The 16,228-nt window shown below is 66.5% G+C and carries 16 protein-coding genes; 7 read left to right on the top strand and 9 right to left on the bottom strand.

From position 1 onward, the window contains the following. Positions 1-213 precede the first annotated feature (213 nt). Entirely contained in the window at positions 214-1,317 is a 1,104-nt protein-coding gene (locus tag JNL31_RS02780; RefSeq protein WP_294969631.1) for a TRAP transporter substrate-binding protein, read from the top strand. 64 nt (positions 1,318-1,381) lie between these two features. Here JNL31_RS02780 and JNL31_RS02775 read toward each other — a convergent pair whose 3' ends face one another. From JNL31_RS02775 to JNL31_RS02745, 7 genes are all read right to left on the bottom strand, one after another. Further along, the gene (locus JNL31_RS02775; protein WP_294969628.1) at positions 1,382-3,151 is read right to left on the bottom strand and encodes a TRAP transporter large permease subunit; all 1,770 of its coding nucleotides are present in this window, start codon (positions 3,149-3,151) and stop codon (positions 1,382-1,384) included. Next, positions 3,151-3,768 carry a TRAP transporter small permease subunit gene (locus JNL31_RS02770; protein WP_294969625.1) on the bottom strand — a complete coding sequence of 206 codons (618 nt, stop codon included), beginning with the start codon at positions 3,766-3,768 and terminating at the stop codon, positions 3,151-3,153. The genes JNL31_RS02775 and JNL31_RS02770 overlap by 1 nt, the downstream gene beginning before the upstream one ends. Positions 3,769-3,885: 117 nt before the next feature. Then, positions 3,886-4,230, bottom strand: coding sequence for a helix-turn-helix domain-containing protein (locus JNL31_RS02765; protein WP_294969622.1), 345 nt, complete (start codon positions 4,228-4,230; stop codon positions 3,886-3,888). A 70-nt stretch (positions 4,231-4,300) separates the two neighbouring features. Then, entirely contained in the window at positions 4,301-4,705 is a 405-nt protein-coding gene (locus tag JNL31_RS02760) for a VOC family protein (protein ID WP_294969619.1), read from the bottom strand. A 1-nt stretch (position 4,706) separates the two neighbouring features. Next, on the bottom strand, positions 4,707-5,534 hold the full coding sequence (locus tag JNL31_RS02755) for an arginyltransferase (RefSeq protein ID WP_294969616.1): 828 nt from the start codon (positions 5,532-5,534) through the stop codon (positions 4,707-4,709). 134 nt (positions 5,535-5,668) lie between these two features. Continuing rightward, positions 5,669-6,160 (bottom strand): DUF2852 domain-containing protein, encoded by a 492-nt coding sequence (locus JNL31_RS02750; protein WP_294969613.1) that lies wholly within the window; start codon positions 6,158-6,160, stop codon positions 5,669-5,671. 120 nt (positions 6,161-6,280) lie between these two features. Further along, positions 6,281-6,748 (bottom strand): YbaK/EbsC family protein, encoded by a 468-nt coding sequence (locus JNL31_RS02745; RefSeq protein ID WP_294969611.1) that lies wholly within the window; start codon positions 6,746-6,748, stop codon positions 6,281-6,283. Positions 6,749-6,848: 100 nt separating this feature from the next. Between JNL31_RS02745 and JNL31_RS02740 the strand changes: the two genes are divergently transcribed. From JNL31_RS02740 to JNL31_RS02715, 6 genes are all read left to right on the top strand, one after another. Further along, the gene (locus JNL31_RS02740; protein WP_294969608.1) at positions 6,849-9,638 is read left to right on the top strand and encodes a glutamine-synthetase adenylyltransferase; all 2,790 of its coding nucleotides are present in this window, start codon (positions 6,849-6,851) and stop codon (positions 9,636-9,638) included. Beyond that, positions 9,625-9,900: a hypothetical protein gene (locus JNL31_RS02735; protein ID WP_294969605.1), complete on the top strand. Its 276-nt coding sequence runs from the start codon at positions 9,625-9,627 to the stop codon at positions 9,898-9,900. Before JNL31_RS02740 ends, JNL31_RS02735 begins: the two co-directional genes overlap by 14 nt. Positions 9,901-10,031: 131 nt before the next feature. Next, complete coding sequence (locus JNL31_RS02730; RefSeq protein WP_294969601.1) at positions 10,032-11,351, top strand: NAD(P)-dependent oxidoreductase; 1,320 nt, start codon at positions 10,032-10,034, stop codon at positions 11,349-11,351. Between the two features lie 66 nt (positions 11,352-11,417). After that, positions 11,418-11,948: a DedA family protein gene (locus JNL31_RS02725; protein ID WP_294969598.1), complete on the top strand. Its 531-nt coding sequence runs from the start codon at positions 11,418-11,420 to the stop codon at positions 11,946-11,948. A 63-nt stretch (positions 11,949-12,011) separates the two neighbouring features. After that, positions 12,012-13,307 (top strand): NAD-dependent dihydropyrimidine dehydrogenase subunit PreA, encoded by a 1,296-nt coding sequence (gene preA, locus JNL31_RS02720; RefSeq protein ID WP_294969595.1) that lies wholly within the window; start codon positions 12,012-12,014, stop codon positions 13,305-13,307. Between the two features lie 263 nt (positions 13,308-13,570). Beyond that, complete coding sequence (locus tag JNL31_RS02715) at positions 13,571-15,136, top strand: heme peroxidase family protein (RefSeq protein ID WP_294969593.1); 1,566 nt, start codon at positions 13,571-13,573, stop codon at positions 15,134-15,136. A 71-nt stretch (positions 15,137-15,207) separates the two neighbouring features. Here JNL31_RS02715 and JNL31_RS02710 read toward each other — a convergent pair whose 3' ends face one another. Together JNL31_RS02710 and JNL31_RS02705 are read right to left on the bottom strand one after the other, a co-directional pair. Next, a complete protein-coding gene (locus JNL31_RS02710; RefSeq protein ID WP_294969591.1) occupies positions 15,208-15,534 on the bottom strand; it encodes a hypothetical protein in 327 nt (108 codons plus the stop codon). A 48-nt stretch (positions 15,535-15,582) separates the two neighbouring features. Beyond that, positions 15,583-16,203, bottom strand: coding sequence for a TetR family transcriptional regulator C-terminal domain-containing protein (locus JNL31_RS02705; protein WP_294969589.1), 621 nt, complete (start codon positions 16,201-16,203; stop codon positions 15,583-15,585). Between the last annotated feature and the right edge of the window lie 25 nt (positions 16,204-16,228).

Here is a 16,228-nt window from a genome sequence, read left to right as displayed (position 1 = left end):
CGACGCGGCAGGCATGTGCAGCACAAAGGATAGCGCCAGCCGGGCGTCCTGGCCAAGCCCGCGCATGGTTGACCCAAGGGAAGGCTACGGTTTTCCTCAGCTTCGTCAGTTTTGGGTTCTCAAGGCGGAGAAGGCTCTTTAGGCTTTGCCCACGATTAAAGCCGGCCGAGGGCCAGTGCGGTCCTGGGGCGGGAAACAGCGGAGGAGAACTGCATGGATCGACGCTCATTTCTGACCAAGGCTTCGGTCGGGGGACTGGCCGCGGGGGCAACGGCCCTGGCCGCCCCGGCTATCGCGCAAGAGGCCCCGACGGTGACCTGGCGGGTCACGTCGTCCTTCCCGAAGTCGCTGGACACGATCTTTGGCGCCGCCGACACGATGTCGAAGTACGTCTCGGAAGCCACCGACGGCAAGTTCACGCTGCAGGTCTTCCCGGCGGGTGAACTGGTGCCGGGGCTGGAGGCTGCGGATGCGGTCTCGAACGGCACGGTCGAGGCCTGCCATACCGTGCCCTACTACTTCTGGGGCAAGGACCCGACCTTTGCGCTTGGCGCGGCTGTGCCTTTCGGGCTGAACGCCCGGATGATGAACGCCTGGTTCTACCACGGTGGCGGCATCGACATGATGAACGAGTTCTACGCGACGCAAAACCTGATCGCCTTCCCGGCGGGCAACACCGGCGTGCAGATGGCGGGCTGGTATCGCAAGGAAATCAACAGCCTCGCCGATCTTCAGGGATTGAAGATGCGGATCGGGGGCTTCGCCGGCAAGGTGATCGAGAAGCTGGGCGTCGTGCCGCAGCAGATCGCGGGCGGCGACATCTATCCGTCGCTGGAGAAGGGCACCATCGACGCTGCCGAATGGGTCGGCCCCTATGACGACGAGAAGCTCGGCTTCTACAAGGTCGCTCCCTACTACTACTATCCCGGCTGGTGGGAAGGCGGCCCGGCGATCGCCACGATGATCAACCTGGCCAAGTGGGGCGAGCTGACCCCGGCCTACCAGTCGATCCTGAAGGCGGCCTGCGTGGTGGCGAACACCGACATGCTGTCGAACTACGACTGGAAGAACCCGACGGCGCTGAAATCGCTGGTGGCCAATGGCGCCCAGCTGCGGCCCCTGCCGCAGGACGTGCTTTCGGCGGCCTTCGACGCGGCCAAGGCGACCTATGACGAGGTTTCGGCCACCAACGCGACCTTCAAGAAGATCAAGGACAGCCAGGACGCCTTCCGCCGCGATGCCTACCTGAATGCCCAGATCGCCGAATACAACTACGACGTCTTCATGATGAGCCAGCAGCAGGCCGGCAAACTCTGATCGCGTCGCGGGAAAAGGAAAGGCCCCGGATCGCTCCGGGGCCTTTTGCGTTTCGGCTGTGTCGTCAGGGGTTCACCACCGGCGCGCCCAGTTTCGGCAGGGCAGGGGCCGTGCCGCCCTCGGCCGGTGCCGGATCAGGCGCCCCGCCAAGGTTCGGCTCGCCCAGTTTCGGCGCGCCGAGCGTCGGCCCGCCCAGGGTTGCTCCGCCGCTCGGGGCAAGAGGTGTCAGGGTTGGCACCTTGATCTCGATGGTCGACGGGTCCACCACCGCCCCCTTGTAGTGCATGACCATCGAGGGGAAGGCGATGGTGATGCCGATCATCACGACCTGGATCACAACGAAGGGCACCGCCCCCCAGTAGATCTGCCCCGTCGACACGCCCGCCAGCCGCGCGCCCGTGACCTTGTCGACGTAAGGCGCGCGCGGTGCCACCGAGCGCAGGTAGAAGAGCGCAAAGCCGAAGGGGGGGTGCATGAACGAGGTCTGCATGTTCACCGCCAGGATCACCCCGAACCAGATCAGGTCGATCCCCAGCGCCTCGGCCGGGGCGACCAGCAGGGGGACGATGATGAACGCGAGTTCGAAGAAGTCGAGGAAGAAGGCCAGGAAGAACACCAGGACCGAAACGAAGATCAGGAACCCGGTCTCACCTCCCGGCAGGCTGACCAGCAGGTGTTCGACCCAGACATGGCCGTTCACGCCGTAGAAGGTCAGGCTGAACATCCGCGCGCCGATCAGGATGAACATGACGAAGGCCGACAGTCGGGTGGTCGAGGCGAGGGCCTGAGTGATCACCGAATAGTTGAGCCGCCCCTTCATCGCCGCCAGCACCATGGCGCCAAGCGCGCCCATCGCGCCGCCTTCGGTCGGGGTGGCGATGCCAAGGAAGATGGTGCCAAGGACCAGGAACACCAGCGCAAGCGGCGGGATCAGCACGATGATGAACTGCTGCGCCAGCCGCGACATGCTGTTCAGTTTCAGGGACTTGTCGAGAACCGCATAGGCATAGATCACCAGGACGCCCACGGTCGCCCCCAGGATGTCGGCATTGGCGCCCTGCGTAGGGGACAGCCGGACATGCGCGGCGTAACCGATGCCGATGCAGACCAGGATCGCGACCAGAAGCGAGGTCACGCCATGGCCCAGCGTTCGTGCCTCGGGCGGGAGCGCCGGAACCCAGTCGGGCCGCAGGATCGAGACGGCAAAGATATAGGCCATGTAAAGCCCGGTCAGGACGAGGCCCGGGATGATGGCACCGGCATACATGTCGCCGACCGACCGGCCGAGCTGGTCGGCCAGCACGATCAGCACCAGCGACGGCGGGATGATCTGGGCCAGCGTGCCGGATGCGGCGATGACGCCGGACGCCACCCGCCGGTCATAGCCATAGCGCAGCATGATCGGCAGCGAGATCAGCCCCATGGCGATCACGCTTGCCGCGACGACCCCCGTTGTGGCGGCCAGAAGCGCGCCCACGATGATCACCGCATAGGCAAGGCCACCGCGGATCGGGCCAAAGAGCTGGCCCACGGTGTCCAGAAGGTCCTCGGCCATGCCGGATCGCTCCAGCACGATCCCCATGAAGGTGAAGAAGGGTATGGCCAGAAGCGTGTCGTTCGACAGCGTCCCCCAGACCCGTTGCGGCATGGTGCCGATCAGCGACCAGTCGAGCGTGATCGTCCCGGCCGACCAGGGCGCCAGCCAGACGCCGACGGCAAAGAACACCAGGCCATTCGCCGCCAGCGAGAAGGCCACGGGATAGCCGAGCAGCAGGAACACGATCAGGCTCGCGAACATGATCGGAGCCATGTTGATGGCGATGAATTCCAGCATCAGCGCTTCTCCCCGGCCAGGTCGTCCGCGGCCAGCTTCGTGACCGTATCGGCCAGTTGCGCGCCTTCCAGTTCCGCCGCCTCATGCGCCGAGACGAAGGGGTGGGGGTCCTCGATCAGCCCCTGCATGACGGCAATCTTCTTGATGATCTCCGAGACGGCCTGCGCGATGAGGAGCGCGAAGCCCAGCGCCAGGATCGCCCGGGCCGGCCAGATGATCAGCCCGCCCGCGTTGGTGGAGATCTGGCCGGAATGGTAGGCCTGCAGCGTGTAGGGCACCAGCAGCCAGGTCATCAGCACGACGAAGGGCAGGGTGAAGAACAGATGGCCCAGAAGGTCGATCCAGTGCTGCGTGCTGCGCTTCAGCGTGCCGTAGAACACGTCGATCCGGATATGTTCGTTCTGTTGCAGCGTATAGGCCGCCGCCCCCATGAAGGCCGCGCCGAACAGATACCACTGCAATTCCAGCAGCGAATTTGACGACCAGTTGAACAGTTTTCGGACGATGGCATTGCCCGAGCTGACCAGCACGGCCAGCAGGATCAGCCACATCACCGATTTTCCGACTATCTCGTTCACGCGGTCGATCCCGCGTGAGACAGCAAGCAATGCCTGCATCCCGTTACCCCTCCCATGTCGGCCGCCCTTGGTTCGGCGTGCCATGGGAAAGGCTAAGCGATCAGGCGCCGCTCGCCAAGAACTCAACCGCCAGAGGTGAAAATACCTGACGCAAGGTCAGGCGACTGCCCGATCCTTGAGCTTCTGGCCGACCAGCGCGATGGCCCGGATCACCGGCAGGAACTCCTGCCCCAACGGGGTCAGTGCGTATTCCACGGAAGGGGCAGCGCTTTCCAGCACCCGGCGCGACAAGAGGCCGTGATCCTCCAGCTCCCGCAGGCGCTGGGTCAAGACCTTGGCCGAGACGAGCGGAATGTCGCCCCGAAGCTCCGAGAACCGGCGCGGCCCGGTCGAGAGATACCACAGGATGTTCGGCGTCCATGCACCCCCGATGAAGGCCATGCAGTCCGAAAGCGGACATCGCGGATGCGGCATGCGGTTCTTGCGCGGGGTCAGGGTCATGGCGGTGCCAGTGGTGGACAGACCTGAGATAGCGTCCCGCACCCGTTACCGCAAGTAACCCGATGGCTTTTCAGCGCGATTGCGCGGCAGCTGTGGCCGGGCCGATCAGGTCCCAGCGGTTGCCGAACGGGTCGCGCCAGACCGCGACGCTGCCATAGGGCTCGTGCCGGGGCGCCTCCTCGAACCTGACCCCGGCGGCTAGCATCGCGGCATGATCCCGGGCGAAGTCGTCGGTCTCCAGGAACAGGAACACGCGGCCCCCGGCCTGGTTGCCGATGGCTGCCTTCTGCTCCGCCCCCTCGGCGCGGGCCAGCACCAGCCTTGTGCCCCCGCCGGGTGGCTCGACCACGACCCAGCGCTTGCGGCCCTGGTCGATGTCATCGACCAGCCGGAACCCCAGCTTGCCGACATAGAATGCGAGCCCGGCCTCATAATCCGGCACGACGAGGGCGATGGCAGAGATGCTGGCGGGCATTTCAGAGGCGGGTGTCGGGCAGGCTGATCCGCGCGACCTGTTCGGCGATCGGGTCGACCGACAGCGGATGCAGGTCGGCGACATGGGCTGCGGCATCGCCCATCGCCACCCATTCGCCGCCCTTGTAGATCTCCAGCGCCGAGAAACCGGACTTGTAGCCCATCTTGCGGCTGCCCGGCACCCAGTAGCCGAGGTAGACGTAAGGAAGCCCCGCCTCGCGCGCGATGGCGACATGGTCGAGGATGACATAGGTGCCAAGGCTCATGTCGGTCAGGGCCGGGTCGTAGAAGCTGTAGACCATCGACAACCCGTCGTCGAAGACATCGGTCAGGCAGACGGCAGCCAGCTGGCGGCCGCGCTCGCCCTCATCGGCGGGGCGGGTGTATTCGATGACCCGGCTCTTGATCGGGGTTTCCTCGATCATCGCGGCAAATTCGAAGATGTCCATGTCGGCCATGCCGCCATCGGCGTGGCGGTCGTCAAGATAGCGGCGGAACAGCTGGAACTGGTCTTCCGTGGCCCAGGGGCTTGTGGCGTTGCGCTTCAGCGCCGTGGCGCGCTTCAGCACGCGCCGCTGGGTGCGCGAGGGCTGGAAATCCGCCACCCGGATCCGCGCCGACAGGCAGGCCGAGCATTCGGCGCAGGAGGGGCGGTAAAGCACGTTCTGGCTGCGCCGGAAGCCCTGCTTCGACAGCGTGTCGTTCAGCTTCTGCGCATGCTCACCCTGAAGCGCGGTGAACAGCTTCCGCTCCATCCGCCCCGGAAGATAGGGGCAGGGCTGCGGCGCCGTCACGTAGAACTGGGGCGTCAGGGGAAGGGAGTGGCGCATCTGCTTTGAAACTGGGTTGGAATGCGCAGGAGCCTAGCAAGGCAAAGCGCTTCCGCCAAGGGTCGTCTGCGGCTGACATGAAAACCCGCCCGTGCGGGGACACGGGCGGGCTGGGGGCTTCGCGGCGGGCGGGATCAGTATTCGCCCGGCCGTGCGCCCGTTTCGGGCTTGGTCGCGGTGTCCGCCCCGGCTTCGTCGGCGTCCTGTGCAGCGGTGGTGCGGGCACGTTCGTCCATGAAGCTGTCGAACTCGGACTTGTCCTTCGACGACCGCAGGCGTTGCAGGAAGGTTTCGAACGCCTCCTGCTCTTCCTCCAGGCGACGCAGCGCCTCGGCCTTGTAGTCGTCGAAGGCGCGGTTGCCGGTCGGCTGGCCCGCGCGCATTGCATGGCGGCCCCAGGCGTGGTGGTGGTCATGGTGGCGGCGGTGGCCGCAGGAACGTGCGAACATGTGTTTTCCCCAGATCATGTAGGCCAGAAGGGCAAGCCCCACGGGCCAGAAGATGATGAAGCCAAGGACCATTGCGGCGATCCAGGCCCATTTGCCGCGCTGGTCAAGCCAGGCCTCCGAGCGGCGGAAGGCGTTGCGGATCCCGCCAGGCCGGGCGGTGTCGGTCGTCGTGTACATCGGCGGGTCTCCATTTGATGTGAAGTCTTTTCACATGACGGAAGATGGAGCATGTCCGGCGGTCTCGCAAGGGAAGATGTGAAAGTTTTTTACATCAATCGGCGTTGAGCCAGATTCCGCCTATCCGGTGAAGTCGGCCACCTTGGCCCCGGTCGTCCGAAGCAAGTCCTGCGGAGTGGCGCGGAACATGTGGCGGGGCGTGCCGGCCGCGGCCCAGACTTCGGCAAACTCCATCAGCCGCGGGTCAAGGAACGTCGGCGCCGGTGTCAGGTGGCCCAAAGGCGCGACCCCGCCGATGGCAAAACCCGTGACCTGCCGCACCACCTCGACCTCCGCCCGCGACAGGGGTTCCCCCGCCACTGCAGCCGCCTTGCCTGGGTCCACCCGGTTTCCCCCAGCGGTCAGGAACAGGTAAAGCCGCCCGCTTTCGCCCTGGAACAGGATGGACTTGACGATCTGGTCGACCCCGACCCCCGCCTGCTCCGCAGCCGCTTCTGCCGTCCGGATTTCCCCCTTGGCCTCCACCGGAGCAGAGGGAATCCCCGCGGCCTGCAGCGCCGCCGCCACTCGGGCCAATGATTTCGACATCTCGCCTCCCAATTGCTCAGCCGAGCCAACCACCCCGGCCCAATCGGGTCAATCCGTTGAAGCGGTTGACCCTTCGGCCCTGCCGCAGCAAGGTCGCACCATGACCCTTGCCGCCCGCATCACCCGCACACCCATCGCCTTCGACCCCGCCGCCGCCGCCGACCTGCGCGCCGATCTGCCAGGCTTCGCACCCGAGGTCATGGACCTGATGGCCGCCACGGCTGGATGCAGCCCCTACCTGCGCGGGCTCATGCTGCGCGAGGCCGACTGGCTCCGCGAGGCCGCCCTTGCCCCGGAAACCGCCCTGGAATCCACCCTCGCCGCCCCCGAAGGCGCCACCGCCGAGGCCCTGCCGCTGGCCCTGCGCGAGGCCAAGCGCCGTACAGCCCTTCTCGCCGCGCTCTGCGACCTGGGCGGGGTCTGGCCGCTGGAGCAGGTGACGGGCGCGCTGACGCGCCTCGCCGACCGCGCGGTCCACCTGTCGCTCACCACCCTTGTCGCCGAGGAGATCCGTCGCGGCAAGCTGCCCGGTACCACCGAGGGCGACGCCGCCACTGCGGGCGGCATGGTCGCGCTTGCCATGGGCAAGATGGGGGCGGGCGAACTTAACTACTCCTCCGACATCGACCTGATCTGCCTCTTCGACGAAACCCGCTATCCGGGCGAGGAGCAGGAGGCCCGCGCCAGCTTCATCAAGGTCACGCGCCGGATGACCGCAATCCTCTCCGACACGACCGACGGCTATGTCTTCCGCTCCGACCTGCGCCTGCGGCCCGATGCCTCCGTCACGCCCGTCTGCCTGTCGATGGCCGCCGCCGAGGCCTATTACGAGGCGGAAGGCCGCACCTGGGAACGCGGGGCCTATATCAAGGCCCGCCCCTGCGGCGGCGACCTTCAGGCAGGCGAGCGGTTCCTGAAGGCCCTCACCCCCTTCGTCTGGCGCAAGCACCTGGATTTCGTCGCGATCCAGGACGCCCACGACATGCGGCTCCGCATCCGCGACCACCGGGGCCTGCACGGGCCGATCACGGTTGAGGGCCACAACATGAAACTCGGCGCCGGGGGCATCCGCGAGATCGAGTTCTTCACCCAGACCCGCCAGCTCATCGCCGGGGGCCGCGACCCCTCGCTGCGCGACCGGACCACCGTCGGCGGATTGGCGGCGCTGGCCGACAAGGGCTGGGTCCCGCCCGAGGTGGCGAGGGATCTGACCACCCTCTACCGCGCCCACCGCGAGGTGGAACACCGGCTCCAGATGGTCAACGACGCCCAGACCCATTCGATGCCGACGACCCCCGAAGGCGTCGCCCGCATCGCCGCCTTCTGCGGCCAGAGCGAGGCCGATTTCCGCCGCGACTTGCTGGATCGCCTCGCCCGCACCGACCGACTGACCGAGGGCTTCTTCGCCCCGGGCGACGTGGAGGACGGTCCGCAACTCTCCGACATGGCGCGCGAGATCACCAAGGGCTGGGAAAGCTATCCCGCGCTCCGCTCCGACCGGGCGCAGTCGATCTTCCGCCGCCTTCGCCCGAGGCTCCTCAAGGAACTCGCCAGGGCCGCCAACCCGGACGAGGCGCTGGTGGCGCTGGATGGCTTCCTTGCGGGGCTTCCGGCAGGGGTGCAGATCTTCGCGCTCTTCGAGGCCAACCCGACGCTGGTCGAACTGATCGTCGACATTGCAGGATCGGCCCCTGCGCTCGCCCGCTACCTCTCGCGCAATGCCAGCGTGCTGGACGGGGTGATCGGCGGCAGCTTCTGGGGCGACTGGCCGGGCACCGCTGCCCTGCGGTCGGAACTCGCGACCCGCCTCGCCCCGGCGCCGGACTACGAGGGGCGGCTCGACATGGCCCGGCGCTGGATGAAGGAATGGCATTTCCGTATCGGCGTCCACCATCTGCGCGGGCTGATCGACGGGTTCGAGGCCGGCAAGCAATATGCCGACCTTGCCGAAGCCGTGGTGCAGGTGATCTGGGCCGAGGTCTCCGCCGATTTCATCCGCAAGCACGGGGCCATGCCGGGGCGCGGGGCTGTGGTCATCGGCATGGGCAGCATGGGAGCCGCGCGATTGAACGCGGGCTCGGACCTCGATCTGATCGTGATCTACGACGATCAGGGCGTCGAAGGATCCGACGGCCCGCGCCCGCTTGCCACGCGCCCCTACTACTCGCGCCTGACCCAGGCGCTTGTCACCGCGCTGACCGCCCAGATGCCGGAGGGGCGGCTTTACGAGGTCGACATGCGGCTTCGCCCGTCGGGCCGGGCCGGGCCGGTGGCGACCAGCCTGCCGAGCTTCACCACCTATCAGGAAAACGAAGCCTGGACCTGGGAACACCTTGCCCTGACCCGCGCCCGGGTGCTGGCGGGTGAGGCCACGCTGGCCGGAGAGGTCGAAGCCTTCCGCCGCGCGCTGCTTGCGGCGAAAGGGCAGGGCGCACGGGTCAAGCCCGACGTGGCCGAGATGCGCGCCCGCCTACAATCCGCAAAACCGGCGCAGGGCGACTGGGACGCAAAGAACGGCCCCGGCAGGATCATGGACATCGAACTTGCCGCCCAGACCATGGCGCTGATCGCAGCCAGCCCCGCGCGCAGCGTCGAACGGCAGATCGCGGCGGGAGCAGGCCGGATAATGCCGGATTCCGACGCGCAGACCCTCGCCTCCGCCTACAGGCTGATGTGGCGGCTGCATGCGGCGGCGCGGCTCCTCAGCGAGCGCGCGCTGGACTGGGAGAGCCTGGGCGAGGGCGGTCGTGCCTTCATCCTGCGCGAGACCGGCGCCGCGGATGAAAGCGCGCTTGCGGCCGATCTGGCGCGGGCGGTGACAGGGGCAGGGGCCGCGGTGACGCGGCTGGTGGGGAAGGCCGATGGGGAGACGGGCGATGGAACTGGCTGAGGCCGACCCGAAGGGACTTGTGCGGGAAAGCTACCGGATCGAGGGGATCACCCCCGGTGAATGCCGGTCGATCTTCATGGACTGGGCCCTGTCGATCCCGGTCGGTCGGTCAGTGGCGGATGCGGTGCGGGTCCTGATCGCGACCTATGCGGCGGCCGAGCCCGGCCATCCGATGTCCGCCGTGCTGGTTCAGGCCCTGGCCCAGCCGGACACCCCGCGCCGCCGCGGCGGCCGGATCGGGCGGCAGGGCCTCAGCGGCTAGCGCCGAGATCGGGCGGGATTCTGGCCCTGAAAAGGGGTGGAAAAGTTGTCCCGAGGAAAATTTACCGTTTGATAAAAAAATGGACCTGTGCCAGCCTGTCTGCAACGATAAGCCAGGGAGGCCCCCAGCCCATGTCGAACAGCCCGCTTACCCCCGGAATTGTCCCGGCGCGTTTGTCAGAGGCAAGCTATGCCCGGAACTTCGCCGACCACACGCCCGCACTTGATCGGCACGAGGCGCAGGTTGCGGCGGACCGCTGCTATTTCTGCCATGATGCGCCCTGCATCACCGCCTGCCCGACCTCGATCGACATCCCGCTCTTCATCCGTCAGATCGCGACCGGCACCCCCGAGGCGGCGGCGGCGACGATCTGGAGCCAGAACATCCTGGGCGGCATGTGCGCGCGGGTCTGCCCGACAGAGACGCTCTGCGAAGAGGCCTGTGTGCGCGAGGCGGCCGAGGGCAAGCCTGTCGAGATCGGCCAGTTGCAGCGCTTTGCCACCGATACGGCGATGGCCAAGGGGCTGCACCCCTTCGAACGCGCGGCCCGCACGGGCAAGCGGGTGGCGGTGGTCGGGGCGGGGCCGGCGGGCCTCGCCTGTGCGCACCGGCTGGCGCTGCATGGCCATGACGTCGTGGTCTTCGAGCGGCGCCCGAAGGCGGGGGGCCTGAACGAATACGGCATTGCCAGCTACAAGGCGACCGGCGGTTTTGCGCAGAGGGAAGTCGACTGGCTGTTGCAGATCGGCGGGATCGAGATCCGGACCGGGATGGAATTGGGCCGCGATGTGACGCTGGACCAGTTGAAAGCCGATTATGACGCAGTCTTCATCGGCGTGGGTCTTGCGGGCGTCAACGCGCTGCGGGCTGAGGGCGAGGACAAGGCGGGCGTCCGCGACGCAGTGGATTTCATCGCCGAGCTGCGCCAGGCGGCGGACCTGTCGAAGCTGCCGGTGGGCCGCGATGTGGTGGTCATCGGCGGCGGGATGACGGCGGTCGATGCGGCGGTGCAATCCAAGCTTCTGGGGGCCGAGACGGTGACCATCGTCTACCGGCGCGGGCAGGAGAAGATGTCGGCTTCGGGCTACGAGCAGGACCATGCGGTGCAGACCGGCGTCAGGATCATCCACAATGCCGCCCCGGTCCGGGTGATCGGCAATGGCCATGCCGAGGGCGTGGAGTTTGCCTATACTTCGGACGGGCCGGGCGGGCTGAAGCTGTCGGCCGAGACCTTCACCCTGAAGGCCGACCAGGTGTTCAAGGCCATCGGCCAGACGCTGTCCGGAACGCCCGCCGGGCTGGCGGTCGAGGGCGGCAAGCTTGCGGGTCATTCCGGCAAGGTCTGGGTCGGGGGCGACTGCGCGGCGGGCGGCGAGGACCTGACGGTGACGGCAGTGGCCGAAGGGCGCGATGCCGCCGAGGCGATCCACGCTGCGCTGACGGGCGCGTGATGCGGGCGCATTCCCCTTGCCTTGTCCGGGCACCCGAGCCAGAAGGGGCGCCGGAAGGGGCCCCTCTTGGAAGCGTTCGCCGAAAGCATCATCGCCTTCATCGAGGCGCACCAGGGCTGGTTCCCGGTGATCATGGTGCTGTTCGCGGCGGCCGAAACCACGGCCTTCCTGTCCATCCTGATTCCCTCGACTCCCGTTCTCGCGGCAGTGGGCGCGCTTGCGGCGACCGGAGCGCTGTCCTTCTGGCAGCTTTGGGTCGGCGCGACCATCGGCGCGCTGATCGGGTCGAGTTTCAGCTACTGGCTCGGCTGGCGCTACGGCACGACCGTCCTGAAGATGCGCCCCCTGCGCGACCATCCCGAATGGGTCGAGAAGGCGCAAGGAGCCTTCGACAGATACGGGCCGGTGACGATCCTGATCGGACACTTCACCACGATCTTCCGCCCGGTGGTCTTCCTGATGGCCGGGATGAGCGGGATGACCGTGCCCCGCTTCGCCTTCTGGAACGGTCTGGGCTGCGTGGCCTGGGCCTTCATCGTGCCGAAACTCGGCCAGGTCGGCGGCGACCTCATCGGCTGGATCTGGTCGCTGTTCTGACGCTTGGTGGGGTGAAACCCCGCCCACCGCATCCTCTCTCAGCTTTCGCCAAGGAGGTTTCCCATGGCTAACCTTTCCTCGAACTTCATCGGCATCAAATCCCCGAACCCTTTCTGGCTGGCCTCGGCCCCGCCGACCGACAAGAAATACAATGTGGAGCGCGCCTTCGAGGCGGGCTGGGGCGGCGTGGTGTGGAAGACGCTCGGCAGCGAGGGGCCGCCGGTCGTCAACGTCAACGGCCCGCGCTACGGCGCGATCTGGGGGGCGGACCGGCGGCTTCTGGGGCTGAACAACATCGAACTGATCACCGACCGCCCGCTGGAGGTGAACCTGCAGGAGATCAAGGAGGTCAAGCGCAAGTGGAAGGACCGGGCGCTGGTGATCAGCCTGATGGTGCCCTGCGACGAGGACTCGTGGAAAGACATCCTGTCCCGGATCGAGGATACGGAAGCCGACGGGGTGGAGCTGAACTTCGGTTGTCCGCACGGCATGGCGGAACGCGGCATGGGCTCGGCCGTGGGCCAGGTGCCGGAGTACATCGAGATGGTCACGCGCTGGGTGAAGAAACACTCCCGCATGCCCTGCATCGTCAAGCTGACGCCGAACATCACCGATGTCAGGAAGCCTGCCGAGGCCGCCAAGCGCGGCGGGGCGGATGCGGTGTCGTTGATCAACACGATCAACTCGATCACGAGCGTCAACCTGGACGACTACTCGCCCGAGCCGATGATCGACGGCAAGGGCACGCATGGCGGCTATTGCGGCCCGGCAGTGAAGCCGATCGCGATGAACATGGTGGCGGAGATTGCGCGCAGCGCGGATACCCGCGGCTTGCCGATTTCCGGGATCGGCGGCATCACGACATGGCGCGACGCGGCCGAGTTCATGGCGCTTGGTGCTGGCAACGTGCAGGTCTGCACGGCCGCGATGACCTACGGCTTCAAGATCGTGCACGAGATGATCTCAGGGCTCTCGCAGTACCTGGACGACAAGCAGATCGGCCTTAACGATCTGGTGGGCCGTGCGGTGCCGAACGTGACCGACTGGCAGTACCTGAACCTGAACTATGTCGCCAAGGCGCATATCAACCAGGATGACTGCATCAAATGCGGGCGCTGCTATGCGGCCTGCGAGGACACCAGCCATCAGGCCATCGCCATGTCGCCGGATCGGGTGTTCACGGTGAAGGACGAGGAATGCGTGGCCTGCAACCTCTGCGTCAATGTCTGCCCGGTCGACGACTGCATCACGATGGTGCCGATGGCGAAAGGCGCGGTCGATCCACGCACGGGGCGCAAGGTTGGCGATTATGCCAACTGGACCACGCATCCGAACAACCCCAGCGTAGCGGCGGAGTAAGCAAATCTGCTGCCCTGGCGAGGCAAGGGCACTGATAGCCCGGCCTCACCTGGCTTCATGAGGATCCGGCCGGTTGGCGACAGCCTGCACTGGTCCTGGTCTCACACGCGACTTTTGGCAAAGGTTGACCGCAAGGGGAATCCCTGACCTGAAACACCCGCAGGATCTGTGGTACCCTGCGCGCCTGTCGGGGTTGCCCGAAATTTAGATTCTTCATTTGCCCCGACTGCTTTCAGAACGAATTCATTCACGAGGATAGTCACATGACCACGAAGTTGGATGTGCGCCACGGCGACGTGCCGCGCGAAATGAGCCGTGCTTCCCTGAATGCCCTGAGCGGACATGGCGACCCCGGAAAATTCGGGCGGATGTTCCCGATGCTCGATCCGCTTGTCGTTGGTGACGACGCGCTTTTCGAGCTTGCGCAGGCCATGGTCGACGCAACCCCTGGCGATCCTTCGGGCAACAACCCCGGCATCCCGGCGGGATTCACCTACCTCGGCCAGTTCGTCGACCATGACATCACCCTTGATCTGACGCCGCTTGAACAGGCCGAAGCCGATCCGCTTGCCACCCAGAATTTCCGAACGCCGGGCCTCGACCTCGATGCGCTGTACGGGCCGGGGCCGTCCCTGGCGCCCTACCTCTACCAGCGCAATCCCGCGACCGGAAAGATCAACGCAAAGCTGCTGGTCGGGACAACCGCCGAATCCGAGGGAAGGTCGCCGCCCGACGGCACCAAGATTCCGCGGATCGAGAACGACCTGCCGCGGACCCGTTTCGGCCGCGCCTCCATTGGCGACGAGAGGAACGACGAGAACCTTCTGGTGGCGCAGACCCACCTCGCCTTCCTGAAGTTCCACAACAAGGTCGTCGAACATCTCCAGACCACGAAACCCGGCCTGGAAGGCGGCGCCCTGTTCGACGAGGCACGGCGGATCACGACCTGGCATTACCAGTGGATTGTGCTGTTCGATTTTGTCGAGCGCCTGACGGAAAAGGGTCTGATTGCGAAGATCAAGCGTGACGGGCGGCGGTTCTATCGGTTCAAGACGCGCCCCTATATCCCCGCCGAGTTTTCGGCGGCGGCCTACAGGCTGGGCCATTCGATGATCCGCGAGGCTTACAGTCACAACCGGCTGTTCGGTTTCGGGCCGGGCACGTTCGCGCCCGCCAATCTGGGCCTGCTCTTCGCCTTCACCGGCAAGTCGGGCTCGATCGTCGGCGACATGCTGGGCCATCCGGTGCTCGGGCCGCAGCTCGGGCCGATGCTGCCGATCGGCCCGATGAAGGAGTTGCCCTCGAACTGGGCGATCGACTGGCGCCGGTGGTATGAATTCAACATCGCCGGCGTGCCACTGAACCTTTCAAGGAAGCTCGATCCCAAGCTGGTGCCGACGCTGAGCCTGTTGCCGGGCGAGACGGACCGTTCGGCCGTGCTGGCCTTCCGCAACCTGCGCCGGGGCGTGATCCTGGGGCTGCCCTCGGGGCAGGATGTGGCGAAGGCGATGAGCATCGCACCCCTGAGCGAACAGGATCTGTCCAAGGGGGCGGATGGCGCCATCGCGAAGGCGCACGGCATGCACAAGAAGACGCCGTTGTGGTACTACATCCTGAAAGAGGCGGAAGTGGTGCACAACGGCACGCGCCTCGGGCCGGTCGGATCGACGATCGTGGCCGAGGTTTTCCTTGGCCTCGTGCATGGCGACCAGAAGTCCTTCATGTGGAAGACGGCGAACTGGAAGCCCGAGTTGCCGGGCGCCGTGGCAGGTGAGTTCACCATGGTCGACCTGCTGAACTTCGTGGGCGATCTGAACCCGGTGGGTTAGGCGGGAAGGGTCCGGTTCGCGAAAAGGCCCGCGCGCGGGGCGCATCCCCTCGCGCGCGGCACGCGGGGCCGTCAGCCCAGCGGCAGGGGGTTGAGTCCGGCCACGATACTTGCCCTGATATAGGCGAGACGTGCGGCCTCGGCGGCTGCGGCGGCGCTGATTTCGGCCGTCATCCGCGCCTCCATGAGCTGCGGGTCACTGGTGGCCGATCTCGCCCCTGCCTCCCGCAGGGCCCGCTCGACGACCGGCGCCGCAACCGGCGCGGTCGCGTCAACTGCACCCTTTTGCGGTGGTTCGGCCGGTGCCGCTGCGGGCGCCTCCGCCACCGGAAGAGCCGCCCGGATGCCGGTGATCATGCCCATGGTGTCGCCCTCCTGATCCAAGCTCCGCTCGGACATATCTTAACGCAAAAGCAACGGGTTCTCAGCCGAAGTTTGTGTAAGATTCTAGCGTTTTGGGTCCAGAAGCCGCGCGAACAGGGTTTCCAGGAAGCGCCCGGCCTCGATGAACGGGTCATGCCCCGGCCCCAGGACGGCCCGGACCTGCACGTCGAAATCGGCGTAATGCTGGGTCAGGGCCCAGATCGAGAAGATCAGGTGCACCGGATCGACCCGCGCGATGCGGCCCTCGTCCATCCAGCGGGTCAGGACCTGCGCCTTGTCGGCCACCAGGTGCCGCAGGTCGCCCTCGATCGCGTCGCGCATCCGGGGGGCGCCTTGCAGGATCTCGTTGGCGAACAGGCGGCTTTCGCGCGGATAGTCGCGCGCGAGGTCCAGCTTGCGGCGGACATATCCCATGATCTCGGCCAAGGGCTCGCCACCGGGGTTCATTGCGCGCAAGGGGTCAAGCCAGGTGTCAAGGAGCCCGGTCAGCAGCGCCTTGTGCACCTCCTCCTTCGAGGGGAAGTAGTAGAGGAGGTTCGGCTTCGACAGGCCCGCGCCCTCGGCGATCTCGTCCAGCGTCGCGCCGCGAAAGCCCTGCTGCGAGAACACCTTCAGCGCCGCGTCAAGGATAAGCTCGCGGTTGCGCTGCTGGATGCGGGAACGTGGGCGGGCGGTGGGCGACATGGAACCTGGTCAGATTGCCGGACCC

Source organism: Tabrizicola sp., assembly GCF_016792905.1.
Taxonomy (GTDB): Bacteria; Pseudomonadota; Alphaproteobacteria; order Rhodobacterales; family Rhodobacteraceae; genus Tabrizicola.
The sequence above is the reverse complement of the archived record's forward strand: the minus strand, read 5'-3'. Positions and strand labels throughout refer to the sequence as shown.

Bases quoted from the DNA above. Each gene is read 5' to 3' on its own strand.
- JNL31_RS02780 (WP_294969631.1), top strand. From the start codon at position 214: ATGGATCGACGCTCATTTCTGACCAAGGCTTCGGTCGGGGGACTGGCC.
- JNL31_RS02775 (WP_294969628.1), bottom strand. From the start codon at position 3,151: ATGCTGGAATTCATCGCCATCAACATGGCTCCGATCATGTTCGCGAGC.
- JNL31_RS02770 (WP_294969625.1), bottom strand. From the start codon at position 3,768: ATGCAGGCATTGCTTGCTGTCTCACGCGGGATCGACCGCGTGAACGAG.
- JNL31_RS02765 (WP_294969622.1), bottom strand. From the start codon at position 4,230: ATGACCCTGACCCCGCGCAAGAACCGCATGCCGCATCCGCGATGTCCG.
- JNL31_RS02760 (WP_294969619.1), bottom strand. From the start codon at position 4,705: ATGCCCGCCAGCATCTCTGCCATCGCCCTCGTCGTGCCGGATTATGAG.
- JNL31_RS02755 (WP_294969616.1), bottom strand. From the start codon at position 5,534: ATGCGCCACTCCCTTCCCCTGACGCCCCAGTTCTACGTGACGGCGCCG.
- JNL31_RS02750 (WP_294969613.1), bottom strand. From the start codon at position 6,160: ATGTACACGACGACCGACACCGCCCGGCCTGGCGGGATCCGCAACGCC.
- JNL31_RS02745 (WP_294969611.1), bottom strand. From the start codon at position 6,748: ATGTCGAAATCATTGGCCCGAGTGGCGGCGGCGCTGCAGGCCGCGGGG.
- JNL31_RS02740 (WP_294969608.1), top strand. From the start codon at position 6,849: ATGACCCTTGCCGCCCGCATCACCCGCACACCCATCGCCTTCGACCCC.
- JNL31_RS02735 (WP_294969605.1), top strand. From the start codon at position 9,625: ATGGAACTGGCTGAGGCCGACCCGAAGGGACTTGTGCGGGAAAGCTAC.
- JNL31_RS02730 (WP_294969601.1), top strand. From the start codon at position 10,032: ATGTCGAACAGCCCGCTTACCCCCGGAATTGTCCCGGCGCGTTTGTCA.
- preA (WP_294969595.1), top strand. From the start codon at position 12,012: ATGGCTAACCTTTCCTCGAACTTCATCGGCATCAAATCCCCGAACCCT.
- JNL31_RS02715 (WP_294969593.1), top strand. From the start codon at position 13,571: ATGACCACGAAGTTGGATGTGCGCCACGGCGACGTGCCGCGCGAAATG.
- JNL31_RS02710 (WP_294969591.1), bottom strand. From the start codon at position 15,534: ATGTCCGAGCGGAGCTTGGATCAGGAGGGCGACACCATGGGCATGATC.
- JNL31_RS02705 (WP_294969589.1), bottom strand. From the start codon at position 16,203: ATGTCGCCCACCGCCCGCCCACGTTCCCGCATCCAGCAGCGCAACCGC.